Genomic DNA, 16,254 nt, shown 5'->3' with positions numbered 1-16,254 from the left:
TTAATCTCTTTTTACAATAGCATAAAAATCGTTTTCGAGCGGTAAGTATCCTTGGTCATATACGAAGTAATAAGTGTTGCCGGTTTTAGTAACGTAAATATTGGTGAAATAATTAAAATCGAAACCTTTTTCGATAAGCTTTGTTTTAGTGGTTTTTGTCTTATCTTTTGGGTTCAATTCTTGTAAAATACGATAGTTTTTGCGTAATAGGTTATTGATATTACGTACCAGATTTTTACTGTCTTTATTTAATTGATTGTTATGTGCATTTCTGCAATGATCACTACAGAATTTCTTATCTGCGCGTCCAACTATTTTATCCCCACATACAGGACATTCTTTTTGCATCAACTATTGTTTTTTATAGTTAAATTTAACTTCGCTATTCGATCCATCCTTGTTTCCGATAACAACGTATAAATTCATTTCTGTATCACTTATTTTTTCGAATGTAAAATCATCAAAATAAACTATGTTTTCAGTAACTTTTACCAGTTTAAAGTCTACCGTTTCATTTTTTTCCTCCCATCCCTTAAAATCACCCTTAAAATGCTTTAACTGCAGTAAGAGTGTGTTATCTATTTCTGTGACACCCCCATGTTCATAAAACTTTACTTTATCATCGACTACCAATTTAAACGCAAACATCATCGAATTGCCCAATGGATTACTCCACATTTCTTCTGTAATACCTCCAAATGCTTCGCCTTTCCAATAACCGCTTATCCATGCAATATCTTGTAAGGTGGCTTGAGGAGAAACCATATCCTCTGTAAATTTTAGCACATGAGATTTTTTTTCCTGCGAATACGTATATGAAAATGGGATCACAAAAAATAAAAGCAGGAATAAGTTTCGAGGTTGCATAAAGCATTGATTTTGGATGAAAGATACAATAATTATCCGTTTACAAATGGTTAATAGCATTTAAAAGAAAATCTCCTGTGCCAGGCGATATGTGTTTGCATGTGCTTCGATAATGGTTTTGATCTCAGGAGAGTATCCGCCACCCATAGAACACATCACTGGGATCGATAGGACTTTACAGGTTTGTAATACAAAACGATCTCGTTCTGCACAACCATCGATACTACATCCTAATTTACCCAGTTTATCGGTAGATAAAATATCTACCCCCGATAGGTAATAGATAAAATCAGGTTGTTGTTCTTGTATAAGCTGTGGGAGTATTTTTTTGAGAATAACCAGGTATTCTGAATCGTTCGTTTCATTAGAAAGCTCGATATCCAGATCTGATTTTTCTTTTTTAAAAGGATAATTTTTAGCACCATGCATCGAGAAGGTAAATACATCGGGATCCTTTGCAAATATTTCTGCCGTACCATTACCCTGGTGTACATCCAGATCTACGATAAGCACCTTTTTCACAAGTTTTTGTTGTAAAAGGTATCTAGCACCAATCGCTTGGTCATTTAGCAGGCAAAAGGCTTCTCCACGATTCGTATAGGCATGGTGTGTGCCTCCTGCAATATTCATAGCAATACCGTGTTGTAAAGCGTATAAAGAAGCTTTAATGGTACCATCTGCAATGATTACTTCACGATTTACTAATTCTTGAGATAAAGGAAAACCAATTTTCCTAATAGCACTGCGATCTAATGATAAATTGATCAAATCTTTATAATAGACAGTATCATGAACGGCCAAGATAGGGGTAGGATCAGGAATTTCTGGAGTAAAGAAGTTTTCCTCAATACAGGTACCCTCATGCAATAGTTGCTCTGGTAATAGCTCATACTTGATCATCGGGAACCGATGCCCTTCTGGTAAAGGATGTTTGTATATTGGGTGATAGGCTATTTTGAGCATTGCTTTTTAGTTTTTAAACCTATAAATTTTGAATATTCTGTCAGTTCGGTCAAAGTGACTATAATGTAAATAGTTGTTATGTAAGAATAGGTTTACTGCTAATGGCTTTTTAAGCGTATTCTCAAACTCATTAACCTTATCATATATATTCTTAGGAATATCACCTTGCTTATGCTCGAAATTTTCATCAAACAAACAATTGATAGAGATTGATGAGATATTTGAATATCCATTATATCCGTAAAGGGTTGGATTATGTTTGATTGTTAGGGGAGATGAAAATCTAACCGTTCCATCTGGGTTAAACCCTTCTCCTACACCTGCCGTAAATCGATAAGAAGAAGCAAAATATACGGCTCCGCCAAGAGCAACAATATAATCGTTGTTTATTTTGTATGCAGAAATTCCAAGGTGTCCACCAGAAATTCTTTTTAGGAATTTAGATGGCTTTTCAATCTCAAGAATTTTATGCTTTGAAGAACCGTAAAAAGACTTACCTTTTTCCAAAATAGGAGAATTTTTAAATGGAATAGAATTATCTTCATTTGTAAATGAATATTCCCGTATTAATTTTTCAGTAGTCAAATCTAAAACAGTAAACTTCATTTTTTTATTGGAACTTGCTATTTGGAAAAGCTTGTTGTTAAAAATGTAGGAATTACTATATTCAAAGTTCTTTTCATGTTTTGACGGTTTGTCAAAAATTTTAATTACCGATGTAAATGTGTCTAGATTAATAGAACATATTCTGGTTTCTTTATTACTGTAATCAAAACTAAAGACGATTTTATTTTTGAATTGATATAGCTTATTTTCATTTGATGTAATTTCAATCGAGTTTGGATTACCTGATTCTATTTTAGTAATATCTATAATAGGGCTAGAAAGTCCTCCGGCATCTGATAATAATAAATAATAGGCGTTAATGGTGTGATGTCGGTCGGATGGATTTTGATATTCAAGTTGTTTTAGAGAGATCGTTTTCTTTTCAGGAAGAAAGTTTTTATCCAATATGTAAATATTTAAATCCGACGTTCTTTTTGTAATTGTGAGTATGTGTATCTTGTTATTATAATTAATGCTTTCTACATATTTTTCTCCTTTTATTTTTAGGTTTAGAGAAGTGTTAGATGAAGTTTTGTTTTCAAAATCAAATGTTTGAACTCCAAATTTTGTGTTTTTGGTATTACTATAAAATATAGAATAAGATTGATTAAGAATTGTGTGCCCAATAATATTAGGAAACTTATACGAAAAGGCTTTTGTAGTTATTTTTGATTTTTGCCGATAGTCCGAGCTTAATAAATAAGCATATTGTTCCTTACCTTCTAATAAAAGCATTAAGTCATCATTCTTCCGATTGGCAAACGTGTATGATTTCTTATTTAATCTATTAGAGTTAGAAAAACTTTCCTTCAACTCCAACACCTTTTCCTGAGAAAATCCATTAAGAGAAAGTACACAAAAAAGACATAGTATGATGGTTTGTTTCATAATTGTAAAATTATTGGTATAAAAGTGGTGTATCATGGTTTGTCAGGTCGAGCGCAGTCGAGACCTTACTCATTTGGTTTATATTTTGAATGTGTTGCATTTCTGCATTCAGACAATATCTGAAGAAGATCAAATTGATTATTTGACAAAGCAATCTTTTTCTTAGCACTCCATTTTTTGATCTTTTTCTCAAAGTAAATGGCTTGTTTTATGTTAGTAAACTCTTGAGAAAAGATAAGTTCTACAGGTCTACGTTTATATGTAAAGCAATTTTTATTCAATCCTTTTTGATGTTCTTCAAATCTTCTGGAAACATTATTAGTAACTCCTGTATATGTTAAATCATCCGAGCATTGTAATATGTATACATAGTATAATTTCATTTAACATTTTGTATAATGTTTAGGTCTCGACTGCGCTCGACCTGACATTGGTCTACATTTGATTTAAAAAAAGAGTTCGACTGCGCTCGGCCTGACATTAATTATTTGTTGTTATGTATAAATGTCATTAAACTTAGAAATGTTACCCTATGTTATATAAAAACCCCAAAGGTTTTTATAACCTTTGGGATTTACTTTGATTCTATATGTTATTTAACTTACTACAGCCCCAGGATTCACGCCATCTTCATCTGGATTTAAAAATACCAGTTTACCTTCTGGAGTTTCAGTCATTAAGATCATACCTTCACTTTCTACACCTCTTAGTGCTCTGGGTGCAAGGTTCACCAATACTGTTACTTTTTTGCCGACAACTTCTTCTGGAGAAAAATGTTCGGCAATCCCTGAAACGATCGTTCTAACGTTGATACCTGTGTCCACTTTAAGTACCAACAACTTTTTAGCTTTTGGCATTTTTTCGGCTTCGATGATCGTACCGATACGCATGTCCATTTTTACAAAATCCTCGAAAGTAGCAGTTTCTTTTTGTGGCTCTACTGTTTTATTTTCGGCTTCATTGGCTTTTTTGGTAGCCTCGAGTTTGTCTAATTGATTTTGTATCTCTGCATCCTCGATTTTAGAGAATAACAATTCTCCTTTCTCTATTTGATGTCCCGCAGGAAGCAAAATCTCTTTGGTAGCAATATCGTTCCAATTGGTTGCTAATTCGTTAGATGACAAAGCAAGTATATTTTTTAGTTTTTGCGAAGTAAACGGTAAAAATGGTTCTGATAAGGTCGCCAATGCACTGGCTATTTGTAAAGCAACATACATAATGGTCTTGGTACGTTCTTCGTCTGTTTTAATCAGTTTCCAGGGTTCTTCGTCTGCCAGATATTTATTTCCTAACCTCGCAACGTTTAATAATTCCTGACTCGCTTCTCTAAATCGATATCTTTCGATTGAACTGGATATTACTGCAGGATATGCTTTAAGCTCTGTAAGTGTTTGCTCATCTACTTCAGAAAGCGTTGCCGGAGTAGGTACAATACCATTGTAATATTTATTGGTTAAAACTACTACACGGTTGATAAAATTACCAAAAATGGCAACTAGTTCATTGTTATTACGTGCCTGAAAATCTTTCCAGGTAAAATCGTTATCCTTAGTTTCTGGTGCATTAGCAGTTAATGCATATCGAAGTACATCTTGTTTCTCGGGAAACTCTTCTAAATACTCGTGCAACCAAACAGCCCAATTCTTTGAGGTCGAAAGTTTATTGCCTTCGAGGTTTAAGAACTCATTGGCGGGTACATTTTCTGGTAAAATATAGCTTCCTTCTGCTTTTAGCATACTTGGGAAAATAATACAGTGAAAAACAATGTTATCTTTTCCTATAAAGTGTACCAATTTAGTGTCTTTATCTTTCCAGTATGGTTCCCAATCTTTTCCTTCTCTCGTAGCCCATTCTTTGGTAGAAGAGATATAACCTATAGGAGCATCAAACCATACGTATAATACTTTTCCTTCGGCTCCTGCTACTGGTACTGGGATACCCCAGTCAAGATCACGAGTAACCGCACGAGGGCGAAGCCCATCATCTACCCAGGATTTTATTTGGCCATATACATTGGTTTTCCAATCTCTTTTGTGCCCTACTAATACCCATTCTTTCAAAAAATCTTCATATTGATCTAGGGGTAAAAACCAGTGTTTGGTCTGTTTTTGAATCGGTTCTGCACCCGATATGGTAGATTTTGGATTGATAAGGTCGGTCGCATTAAGAGAACTTCCGCATTTTTCACACTGATCTCCATAAGCCTCTTCATGCCCACATTTGGGGCAGGTACCTGTTACAAAACGATCTGCCAGAAACTGATCTGCTTCTGGATCGTATAACTGTTCAGAAGTTTCTTCGATAAACTTACCATCATCATATAGTTTCTTAAAAAACTCTGATGCAGTTTCATGATGAATAGGAGCAGAGGTTCGAGAGTAATTATCAAACGAAATACCAAAATCTGCAAAAGATTTTTTGATAATGCTATGGTACTTATCTATAATAACTTGTGGCGATACACCTTCTTTTTTGGCACGCATTGGGATCGCAGCACCATGCTCATCGCTACCACAAATAAAGGCAACGTCATTGCCGGTTATTCTTAGGTAACGCGAATAAATATCTGCGGGTACATAAACTCCGGCCAAGTGACCAATATGAATTGGACCGTTGGTATAGGGTAATGCTGCTGTAATGGTATATCTTCCTTTTGTACTCATAATGCTTAAAAAATAAGGCACAAAGGTAATGAACTGGTTTAAACTTTCTATACTTCGTTATAAAAACGTCTTTTATAACTCAAATCAATATTTTTTTAAAAGCGGTAATTTGTTCTATAAGTTTTACTACAAATAGGAAAGTCAAAATGTAGGTAGTTATACTTGTATAAAGATTAGTATTCGATCAATTAAATAAGTACTTTCGTGAGGTTTTTAACAAAAAATAATTATGAGAAAATTATTAGTTTTACTCCTTATCATTTTTGCATCTACTTATTCGTATGGTCAAGAGGTAACAAAAGAAATAATATGCAAAGGTGCAGCTGTATCAGTTGTCTATACAATAGCTCCATTCCAGAAAAGAGGAATGGATAAGACCATTATAAAAGAGATATCTGTAGAATCATATAAAGAAGTGATTCAACCATCTGCATTAAAAGCATATGATTTATTAGCCTCTGGAAAAACAAAAGAAGAAGTAATCGAAATTCTATATTCGGATTTTATGAAAATAGAAGACGATGTCGTTATGAAAGGGCTTTTAAAACCAGATCCATTAGATTAGATAACAAGTTTGCAGCAAAAAAAATCGGTAAAAAAGTGATAAATTTTTTGTCGATTATTTTGATTACAATTCATACAAAACTTTTGATTTAAGAAATTAAAAGTGATCTACTATAATCACCGCTATTGGTTTCTATACGATATACATAGGGACCAGTACTTAGCCTGAGATTTGCAGACTGTTTTACGTCGATTACATATTGTCCTTCCATTAATACCTCATTTCGTAAGGTGGCTACTTTTTGACCCACAATATCATACAAGGCAATATCTACATGAGAAGTGTTTGGCATTACAATATTGATATAGGTTTGACTATTATTATAAGTAACAATATGAGTAATCCCATCTCCATCGGTAGGAATGTTGGGATTAATCCCAGAACAGTTAAACCCAAGATCCATAGATTCATATTCACCACCAAGAAGGACTCTGCCTACGGTAGTCTCATCGATACATAACCATTCTTTTAAAACGGTAGCATATACCTGTCTAAAATCGGTGGTGTTAAAAACATTCCCTCCTCCGCTAAGGTTAGATAGACTTGGGTGTTCTCCTACAAAACCATTTCCGTTTAGCGCAGTGCCAAAAAACATCGTTGGAGCCGCGGTACCGTGATCGGTTCCCAGAGAACCATTTTCCTGAAAACGTCTTCCAAATTCTGACATAGTCATCGTGAGTACTTTGTCATCCCATCCCGCCGCAGTAAGATCTCTATAAAATGTACTAATGGCTTCAGAAAGTGAGTTTAACAATTCACCATGGCGTTGTATTTGGTTATTATGCGTATCAAAACCTCCTAGTGTAACCAGATATACTTTGGTGCCTAGATTTCCTTTTATCAATCGTGAGATAATACTAAACTGCCTTCCCAGGTTATCATCCAGGTATCCGCCAAAATCTGTAGAGCGTTCATAGGCGGTACTAATTTCATCGGCATAGGTAAAGGTGGTATTGGTAACTTCTCTAAGGTGACGTACTTTTTCATCATAGGTACAATCGCCAAGACCATCTGTATGGTATGAGGTTCCGTTTTCTGCGATTTGAAGTAAACGTCTTGGATCTGAAACAGCAAACGAAAAATCATTTTGAGGTCCTTTAAAGATTAGATTACCAATGCTTCCGATTTGTATCGAAGGCGGACTTGCCGGCGGATTAAAAATATAATCGGGATAGATTTCCTGAAAATAACGCCCCATAAAACCGGTTCTGTCATTTTCGACCAGATTGGTGTTTGCATAAATATCAGAGCCTTTAAAATGAGATAAAGAAGAATCCTCATATCCTACCCCATGAACAACTCTCATTTGCCCATCGCCCCATACACTCTCGAGTTTGTTCATGGGTTTAGGCATGGCAAAATCGTCATTAAGGGTAATAAACTCACTTGGAGGTATTTTGATAAGAGGCCTGGCATTGGCATAAATATCATAGTCATATACCGGGATAATGGTATTAAAACCATCATTACCACCACTAAGTCGACATAGAATAAGAATATTCTCATTTTCTGCCTGGCTAAGTGCAATTGATAATGGAGAAGGTCGTGAAACCGATAAAGGAGTATTGGCGAGCATCATAGATCCTCCACCTACTAATCCTAATGCCTGAAGAAAAGATCTTCTGTTCCATTTTTTATGATCGTCTGTATTACATGAGCCATCTTTATGGCTTTTATTATTTTGAGAATGATGAGTATTGCACATAGGGGGTTTATTTAAGTTGAAATTCGGGGATTTCTGAAATATAATTCAATAATGCAACCAGCTGGGTTTCTACACCAATAAAGTCAAGGGTCCAGGTGCCGTCTTGAAAGTAATTATCTGGAATACTATCGGTTTTAAATACTCCGACCAGCTCGTCGAACAGTACGGGGTCCTGAATCCCTCTAGGAAAAAAGTAATTGGTAAGGGCTCTTACCACCAATTCAACATCGTCTGTGGTCGTCATTAGGTTTCCGTCACCCAATTCGCCGATAGGTAAGCCAATCATAAAGTCTTTAAACTGAGCATTATTATGACTCCATGCTTGTCCAACGATATATCGAATACTTTCCCAACGACCTAATAACAGGTCTGGACTGATCCAATCCTCATCACCCTGCCAGCCTTCTACATCGATAGGATTAAGCACCTCTTGTCCTAGTATACGGTTGGTGTTTCTAAAAAAATCAATGTGATTTACACCACCGGGTAATGAAAACGATGTTTCATTAAAAAAACTAAGGTTTAAATCGCAAGGGCTTTTAATAATAGCGCCAATAGCCTCTTGATTAAAAAAGTGTTCACTTTTAAAGAGTTGGCGTAACACCGTTGCAATATTATAATTATTATTTATAAAGGTTTGTGCCATTTCTGAAACGATAGTTTCATTACAAGTAGGGCTAACAAAATATGCGTATAATTTACCACATATAAAATTTGCAACCAGGCTGCTTCGTTCCTGAAATAAAATATTGATGACATCATCATAATTCCAGCTACCAGTTTGACCAAAGATGGTTTTGGTACCGTTGCTAAACTCTCCTGCATCAAAAAGAATATCTCCCCAAGGGATATTGTTCGTGTTTACATATCCTGTTAATGCTTTAGAGGTTTCCTGAATATCATTTTCTGTATACCCATTATCTACTCCCATTGTAAATAATTCGTATAATTCTCGGGCATAGTTCTCATTAGGTCTGTCTCTTACATTTTCGTCACCGTTCAAATAGACCAGCATCGCGTTGCAAATACCAATATCGTATAAAAAGTCTCTAAAATTACCTAAAGCATGCATCTGTAACAGCGTATAGTACTGAGATTGGTACGCAGGGCTTCTATAGACTTGATCTTCGGTTACGAAATGATTACTCCAGAAAAGTGTGAGTCGATCCCGAACTTTGTTCTGTAACAAATCGGTAATCATTTGATCTTTTCCTAAATCTCTATATTCAAATGTGTCTAATGGAGCATTTTCAAATTGATCTCGATTCCATAATGCCCAAGCAGGTGCAGGAGTCGTATTTAATGCGAGTGCATCGTCGATAAGTTGATCTACCAGAGCAGCAGGTGTAGTTCCTAAAGCCGTTAATACTTCGTTTTTAGAAGCACCAAATGCAATCCTTCGGTATAAATGGTGTATTTTGTTTACGTTCCATGGGTTACCTGAAGTTGGGACATACTCTGCTAAGGAAGCTAGATTACATGAAGTATCTGACATCATAGGCTGGGGGTTTTTTAGTATGGTACTTGTGATAAATTTCCTTACAATATAATAGATAATAACGAAAGTCTTTGTTAATTAGTGTCCAAATATCTATAATTTATGATTTTAGCGTAGGAAAAATAATATATTATGCGCACGAATTGTTTTACAAATCTTAATAAAATACTATACATATAACATAATGTTAAGACCTGATTTTCTTAGAAAAGGAGATAAGATAGCCATTGTATCTACCGCCCGAAAAATTAATAAAAAAGCGATCAATGACGCTGTGTTTATTCTAAAAAAATGGGGATTAGTACCTGTTACAGGTAACACTATTGGATTAGAAAATCATCAATTTGCTGGAACTGATCATGAGAGAGCATTGGATTTTCAAAAAATGTTGGATGATAAAGAAATTAAGGCGATATGGTGTGCCAGAGGTGGGTATGGTACGGTAAGAATTATTGATAAAATTAACTTTTCTGTATTACAGACCCAACCCAAATGGATTATAGGATATTCTGATATTACAGTACTACATTCACACCTTCATACATTGGGGATATGCTCGATACATGCTTTGATGCCTATCGATATTCATAAAAATACAAAAGCTTCTTTGCAATCCTTAAGAGATACTCTTTTTGGTGAAAAAATTACATATACAATTCCTTCTTCCAGAAAAAATAAAAAGGGAACTTGCAAAGGCCAATTAGTAGGAGGAAATTTATCGATACTCTACTCATTATGCGGTTCTGTTTCTTCTATAGATACATCGGGTAAAATTTTATGTATCGAAGACCTTGATGAGTATCTTTATCATATAGATCGTATGATGCAAAATTTAAAACGCAATGGATATTTTGATCAATTGGCAGGGTTAATTGTAGGTGGAATGACCGATATGCATGACAATGCGATTCCTTTTGGTAAAAAAGCCAAAGCGATCATTTTGGATTGTGTAAAAGAATATGATTTTCCGGTGGTATTTAAGTTCCCTATGGGGCATGTAGACGATAACAGCGCTTTGATTATGGGAGTCGAAGCTTCTTTGGAAATTTTAGAAAATAAGGTTATACTTTCATATCTAACAGATTAGTGTACTACCAAATAAATTATAAGAATGGGCTAAAAATGCGAAGTTGCTTTTTTCTCGTTTGAAGCAGTGAAATTCTTGCATAGCAGTAGTTACGGAAGTTTTTTACAATAAAAAACGAGGGAGAATGAACAAGTTTTTTAGCCTATTTTTAGGGTTTGTTTGGTATAATATGGTTTAAACATCAAAATACACTTTATACACTAAAATGGTACGTTCATACAACCAAATCTACGTTTTGTGTAAAAGCAGAAAATTTTCGAAGCACATTCATCTATCTTAGCAGTATTAATTTTGGTAATACGATTTACGAATGAGAATTTCGTAAAGATAATCGCAACGATTTTTCGCTAGATTGATGAATCAAATTAAAGAATAGCAATTTATCCTGAGTTTAAGGGCTATTGTTTCATTTTATGAAGAAAATATTGTAGACAAAGAATGTGATTAGATGCGAAATTTTTATTCGTAAATCGTATAATACCATGAAATATATATATGTAGGATAGAATTGCACTAATTGATATGTTTATGGGACATTTTTTGTTCTAAATAAGACCAGAAATAACTAGCTCTATACCGTTATGAACGTTAATACGGTTAATAATTGATTTAGAGATTTGTTAGAGAATGATAAAAAAGCTTTTGTTTACTCGTGTCTCAATAAATAAATTAGAGTAATTAGTATATCTACACATAAAAAACGAGCATAATTCAGTCATCAATAAAATTTTTAGTTTCCAAAAATTCCTTCTATAGCCTATCCAGATAGAGATATGATATAGAAGGTTTTTTTATGGTATAGCATATGGTAAACACTATTTTAATAAAATTATAGTATTTTGAGATGGATTATTAATCCATCTCAAAATATAAATGATGATCTGTTTTGTGTACTAATAATATTTTTAATGTCATTCCAAATTTATTTCGGAATCTTATGCCAGTTCTATAACAAGAACCTGAAACAAGTTGATAATGATGAATTAGTATACATTCCGGACATTTAATAAATATAATTATAATTTATGGCAGAGCATAATGCATTGGGTAAAAAGGGAGAGCAGTTAGCTGCCGATTTTTTGATCAAAAAAGGGTATCATATTCTAGAAAGAAACTATAGATATTTAAAATCTGAGGTAGATATTATTGCACAAAAAGAAAATACTCTTACTGCAGTCGAAGTAAAAACAAGAAGTACACCAGAATTTGGAGATCCACAGGATTTTGTAAAACCGAAACAAATACAATCCTTGGTAAAAGCAGTCAACCATTATGTAATAGAGCAAGACCTAGATGTCGAAGTTCGTTTTGATATTGTTGCGATCATAAAAAACAAGTTAGGAACCTCGATAGAACATTTAGAAAATGCATTTTATCATTTTTAATCATCTGTTGTGATTCTTTAAGTAAGAATGTATACGTTCGACCGAAAAAAGTTCCTAATGCCTTATGTTTGTTTGTATATTAGTTATTACATATTTATGCAATCTTTCGAATTTATTGACTTAATCCTGTTTCTTGGAGCTAGTCAGGGTATTTTTTTAGCCGTTAGATTACAATTGGTAACCAAAAAAAATAAAGCTGCCAATAAAATACTTTCTTGACTTCTTTTACTGGTTACCATTACACTGTTAGGTAGGATATTGTATTTTAAATATGCCACCTATGCTTTTACCTATAGAATTGCAGCATTGGTATATGTAATTATATTTGTTTTGGGCCACTTTCTTATATGTATATCCGTAGACTTATTTTTTTATGAAAAGCCAGGTTTCAGGTTATCCTTACCACACTATATTCCTATTCTTGGTTATCTGGTTTTTCGTCATATACATATATCATTTCAAAACACGATGGCTATGGTCATTAAAAAATGATCGAAAACCTAACTTGATATTGATAGCAATATTTAAGTGCGTAATAAATATAAAAATTTGAAAAACAATTTCTTAAAAGTGATCAAGTCCGTATTGTTAAACAGAAATCAATTAAAAACGATAAAGGAGTAGGTATATCAGACTTACTGGCAGGAGTAGATAAAACGTATACCTGTGGATGTAAAAATACATCAAAAGAGTGGATCGAAACCTATTCTAGTGTAGAGTATGCTGCCGCATCTATTCCTGACTAATGTGCCGATGGGCAAAGGGAATGATTTTAATTTAGAAAAAGTTCAATTTATGTATAGGTCTGATACAATTGGGGAGGCTACCAGATTCTATGTGTCATAGGAGCTTATCGAAACCTAATAGGAAATGAAACTTATTTAAATTGGGAGTTTACAGAAAAAGAAGGTTTAAAAATTAATATTCCACAACATGTATTAGATACCTGGAATGAGCATTCATACGCCTGGACATTCCATATAAAAGGAAAAGAACTTTGGTTAAATAGGTGTATGACGATCCATTCGGTCGATTTCTTTGGTTTTAGAAAGTACTTTGGTGCAAACTTCTAAAATCAAAAAAATGAAATTATGTTATCATAAAAACGTTTTTAGAACGATTTTTCTTCTGCTAGAAACAACAGTAATTCTATTGTTTTTTTCATGTTCAGGAGACCCAGTTATAAAAGACCATAAAGTAAAAACCTTGGTTAGTGATTTTGCCGGAAACGGGGCAGTATCAATTGATAGAAGAAATGGTGTTATTTACGTATCAGAATATGGACAATTTGTGGATACAGGAGGCAGCGGAACACGAATTTTTAAGCTATCATCCAAAGGAAGAATTCTCGATACAATACGAGGATTATCGGGACCTATGGGAACTGCGGTAGATTCTAAAGGAAATCTCTACGTAAACAATGCAAATAATACTATAAATGGTCAGGTATTAAAAATAGCACCTAACGGAGATAGAACAGTGTTGGCAACTATAGATGGATGGCCTACTGGTATGGCAATCGATCATAAAGACAACCTGTATATATCCAATTATGCTGCCCCTACAGTGCATAAAATAACACCAGATGGACAAGTAAGTGTATACGCAAATGATGCCAGATTAACAGGTTGTATAGGGATTGATTTAGATCACAAGGGAAATGTAATTATTTCCAATTTTGCAACAGCAGATATATTTTCTATCAATAACAATGGAGAGGTTTCATTGATTGCCAACATTCCTGATATTGTTGTGCAAGGTTTTGGGTTGGGGTATCTATCTGTTGTTAATGATAAGATCTATACTACCGGGATTGCAATTAATTATGTTTATAAAGTTACAATGGATGGAGTTGTAGAAATTTTTGCTGGTAATGGAGAAGCAATTCAGATAGATGGACCATTACTCGATGCATCTTTTAGAAACCCTAATGGAATAACGGCAAATAAGTTTGCCCGAACATTATATATCTCAGAGTACACAGGTGTAGGAGGAGTACGTAAAATAAAGTTATGGCGATAGCACATCATCAATCAAAAAACGAACCATCGTAATTACGAGTTTGAGTTCACCCTGCTTCTACCTAAGATACTTAGGTATTAGCAGGATGTCAAAATTGCTCGCCAAAAGTTTGTTGGTATCTTTAGTACAACTAAAAATAGTTATTTCATGTATAGGAACGATGGCCGTTTTCTATTTTGAGAATATTTTTATGAAATCCATTATATAGAGAAGTCAAAATTTCGAATACTTTATTTTTTGGATAGGTATTGTACGTTATTAGCTACTTTTCTTTATTAAAAAACTTATGGTTTGATCATTTTTTTACTATAGACTCTACCGTCGATGTTAATTCGATAGATGTAAAGACCATGTTCTAAATCAGATATATCTCTATATAATATTGAAGGAGAATTGAATGCTTTTTCATTTAGGATAGTTCTAATGAAAGTTCCGGATACAGTATAAATATCGATTTTTATACTTTTTGGCCGTCCAAAATCTGTCTTTATAGTGACATAGTCTTTTGAGGTGGAAAGGAAAATAATAAAGGATGAATCACCGTTAGAACAATTTGATACGTATTTCCAGGAATCTCTTTTATCAGGAAAATCACCCTTTGTCCACCATTTTGCACTATAAATGGATTTTTCATAGGACACGGTATCTCCTTCATAATATATCGATGATTCAGACCATGGCAGTACTCCGCAATGTTCATCCATAATAGGAATGTTACAAGATCTAACTTGTTTCCAGACGTTACTGATTCCGGGTATTTCGTTTGGGTATAAAGTACGATATGATCCATTCGGTCGAAGAATAATGCATAAAATGGTACATTTGAGTATACATAAATTATTTTTTCATGCAGTCTTTCGAATTTGTTGATCTGTTTCTTTTTTTAGGGATTAGTCAAGGTGTCTTTTTAGCAATCACCCTTCAACTCATAAAAAATAATAACAAAGCTGCTAACAAGGTATTGTCTGTTATTTTGTTATTAGCGGTTCTCATGTTGTTAGGAAGAATGATTTTTTTTAAGTATTTAACCTGGCAGTTGTTTCAATGGTCTGTGCTCATTGATATTGTTATATTTTTATTTGGACCACTTACCTATATGTATTTTAGAAGATTGGTATTTTCTAATAGTGATAAATATATGTTACCCTGGCCACATTATATCCCGGTAGGTATACATGTCCTATTTTCTTTTTATTCCTTATCCTTCACTCCAAATGTATTTGGGGATAAACTAATGGCAGGTTTTTTTAGAACACCATTTTTTGTTTTTGAGGCCATGGGAATTGCATCAAATATCTACTATTGTATTGCAAATTTTAGACTTTTAACTAGCTATATAAAAGAAGAAAAGAACAGGGTTTCCTATAAGCAAAGTTTAGTCTCGTTTATAAAGTTTTTTCAGATCTCTGTAAGTATTTTTTTATTTGTTTGGTTATTTAGTTTTGCTGCCATTAAGATCTTTGATTATTCCATCTCATGGATTAATTACAATACCGTTTGGGGTACAATTTCTATTTTTATATATGTTGTGGGGTATTATAGTCTAAAAGAACCCGATCTTTTTAGATTACCCTATACAGGTAAAAAAACACCTCCTAAAAAACGATTGTCGCAACATCAGATCGAGGCTCTCAAAAAAGGGTTGCATGATAGCCTTGAAGAAGAAAAAATGTTTTTGAAAACAAACCTTACACTACGAGATTTGTCTGAGCGATTAGAAACTTCTACACACAACATTTCATGGTATTTAAATACTATAGAGAATAGTAATTTTTATGATTATATCAACCAATATCGAGTGAAAGAATTTGTTAGAAAGGTAGAAAACAAAGAACATTTACAACATACCATTTTAGCACTTTCTTTAGAAGCTGGATTTAATTCTAAATCAACTTTTAACAAGGCTTTTAAACTCGAAATGGATGATACACCCAGAAATTATATAAAAACCCAATCAACCTCTTTAAAAGAATTGGTTTGAATGCATCCAATCGGTCGATTTTAA

General features: G+C 33.8%; 14 protein-coding genes. 5 read left to right on the top strand and 9 right to left on the bottom strand.

Translation table 11 applies throughout. The features are described from left to right. The 6 genes from ABW636_RS05215 to metG form a co-directional block, all read right to left on the bottom strand. Nucleotides 1-348: a hypothetical protein gene (locus ABW636_RS05215; RefSeq protein ID WP_367588899.1), complete on the bottom strand. Its 348-nt coding sequence runs from the start codon at nucleotides 346-348 to the stop codon at nucleotides 1-3. A 3-nt stretch (nucleotides 349-351) separates the two neighbouring features. Continuing rightward, nucleotides 352-867: a DUF6265 family protein gene (locus ABW636_RS05210; RefSeq protein WP_367588898.1), complete on the bottom strand. Its 516-nt coding sequence runs from the start codon at nucleotides 865-867 to the stop codon at nucleotides 352-354. 60 nt (nucleotides 868-927) lie between these two features. Next, a complete protein-coding gene (locus tag ABW636_RS05205; protein WP_367588897.1) occupies nucleotides 928-1,830 on the bottom strand; it encodes a histone deacetylase family protein in 903 nt (300 codons plus the stop codon). A 6-nt stretch (nucleotides 1,831-1,836) separates the two neighbouring features. Continuing rightward, entirely contained in the window at nucleotides 1,837-3,324 is a 1,488-nt protein-coding gene (locus tag ABW636_RS05200) for a hypothetical protein (protein WP_367588896.1), read from the bottom strand. A gap of 65 nt (nucleotides 3,325-3,389) precedes the next feature. Next, entirely contained in the window at nucleotides 3,390-3,707 is a 318-nt protein-coding gene (locus ABW636_RS05195) for a GIY-YIG nuclease family protein (RefSeq protein ID WP_367588895.1), read from the bottom strand. 213 nt (nucleotides 3,708-3,920) lie between these two features. Beyond that, nucleotides 3,921-5,987 carry a methionine--tRNA ligase gene (gene metG / locus ABW636_RS05190; protein WP_367588894.1) on the bottom strand — a complete coding sequence of 689 codons (2,067 nt, stop codon included), beginning with the start codon at nucleotides 5,985-5,987 and terminating at the stop codon, nucleotides 3,921-3,923. Between the two features lie 229 nt (nucleotides 5,988-6,216). Between metG and ABW636_RS05185 the strand changes: the two genes are divergently transcribed. Further along, nucleotides 6,217-6,552, top strand: a complete 336-nt coding sequence (locus ABW636_RS05185) for a hypothetical protein (protein WP_367588893.1) — start codon at nucleotides 6,217-6,219, stop codon at nucleotides 6,550-6,552. An 88-nt stretch (nucleotides 6,553-6,640) separates the two neighbouring features. On the opposite strand, the gene ABW636_RS05180 is transcribed toward ABW636_RS05185, so the two are convergent. Both ABW636_RS05180 and ABW636_RS05175 read right to left on the bottom strand, forming a co-directional pair. Beyond that, nucleotides 6,641-8,257, bottom strand: coding sequence for a DUF1501 domain-containing protein (locus ABW636_RS05180; protein ID WP_367588892.1), 1,617 nt, complete (start codon nucleotides 8,255-8,257; stop codon nucleotides 6,641-6,643). A gap of 7 nt (nucleotides 8,258-8,264) precedes the next feature. Continuing rightward, a complete protein-coding gene (locus tag ABW636_RS05175; protein ID WP_367588891.1) occupies nucleotides 8,265-9,755 on the bottom strand; it encodes a DUF1800 domain-containing protein in 1,491 nt (496 codons plus the stop codon). A gap of 184 nt (nucleotides 9,756-9,939) precedes the next feature. Here ABW636_RS05175 and ABW636_RS05170 point away from each other — a divergent pair, with 184 nt between their 5' ends. From ABW636_RS05170 to ABW636_RS05160, 3 genes are all read left to right on the top strand, one after another. Then, nucleotides 9,940-10,842, top strand: coding sequence for a S66 peptidase family protein (locus tag ABW636_RS05170; RefSeq protein WP_367588890.1), 903 nt, complete (start codon nucleotides 9,940-9,942; stop codon nucleotides 10,840-10,842). Between the two features lie 1,025 nt (nucleotides 10,843-11,867). After that, entirely contained in the window at nucleotides 11,868-12,227 is a 360-nt protein-coding gene (locus tag ABW636_RS05165) for a YraN family protein (RefSeq protein ID WP_367588889.1), read from the top strand. Nucleotides 12,228-13,310: 1,083 nt separating this feature from the next. Further along, nucleotides 13,311-14,249 (top strand): NHL repeat-containing protein, encoded by a 939-nt coding sequence (locus ABW636_RS05160; protein WP_367588888.1) that lies wholly within the window; start codon nucleotides 13,311-13,313, stop codon nucleotides 14,247-14,249. 284 nt (nucleotides 14,250-14,533) lie between these two features. Here ABW636_RS05160 and ABW636_RS05155 read toward each other — a convergent pair whose 3' ends face one another. Further along, nucleotides 14,534-14,953, bottom strand: a complete 420-nt coding sequence (locus ABW636_RS05155; RefSeq protein ID WP_367588887.1) for a T9SS type A sorting domain-containing protein — start codon at nucleotides 14,951-14,953, stop codon at nucleotides 14,534-14,536. 143 nt (nucleotides 14,954-15,096) lie between these two features. Between ABW636_RS05155 and ABW636_RS05150 the strand changes: the two genes are divergently transcribed. Further along, entirely contained in the window at nucleotides 15,097-16,230 is a 1,134-nt protein-coding gene (locus tag ABW636_RS05150) for a helix-turn-helix domain-containing protein (RefSeq protein ID WP_367588886.1), read from the top strand. The last annotated feature ends 24 nt before the right edge of the window (nucleotides 16,231-16,254 follow it).

The sequence above is a fragment of the Aquimarina discodermiae genome, assembly GCF_040786235.1.
Classification (GTDB): Bacteria; Bacteroidota; Bacteroidia; order Flavobacteriales; family Flavobacteriaceae; genus Aquimarina.
The sequence above is the reverse complement of the archived record's forward strand: the minus strand, read 5'-3'. Positions and strand labels throughout refer to the sequence as shown.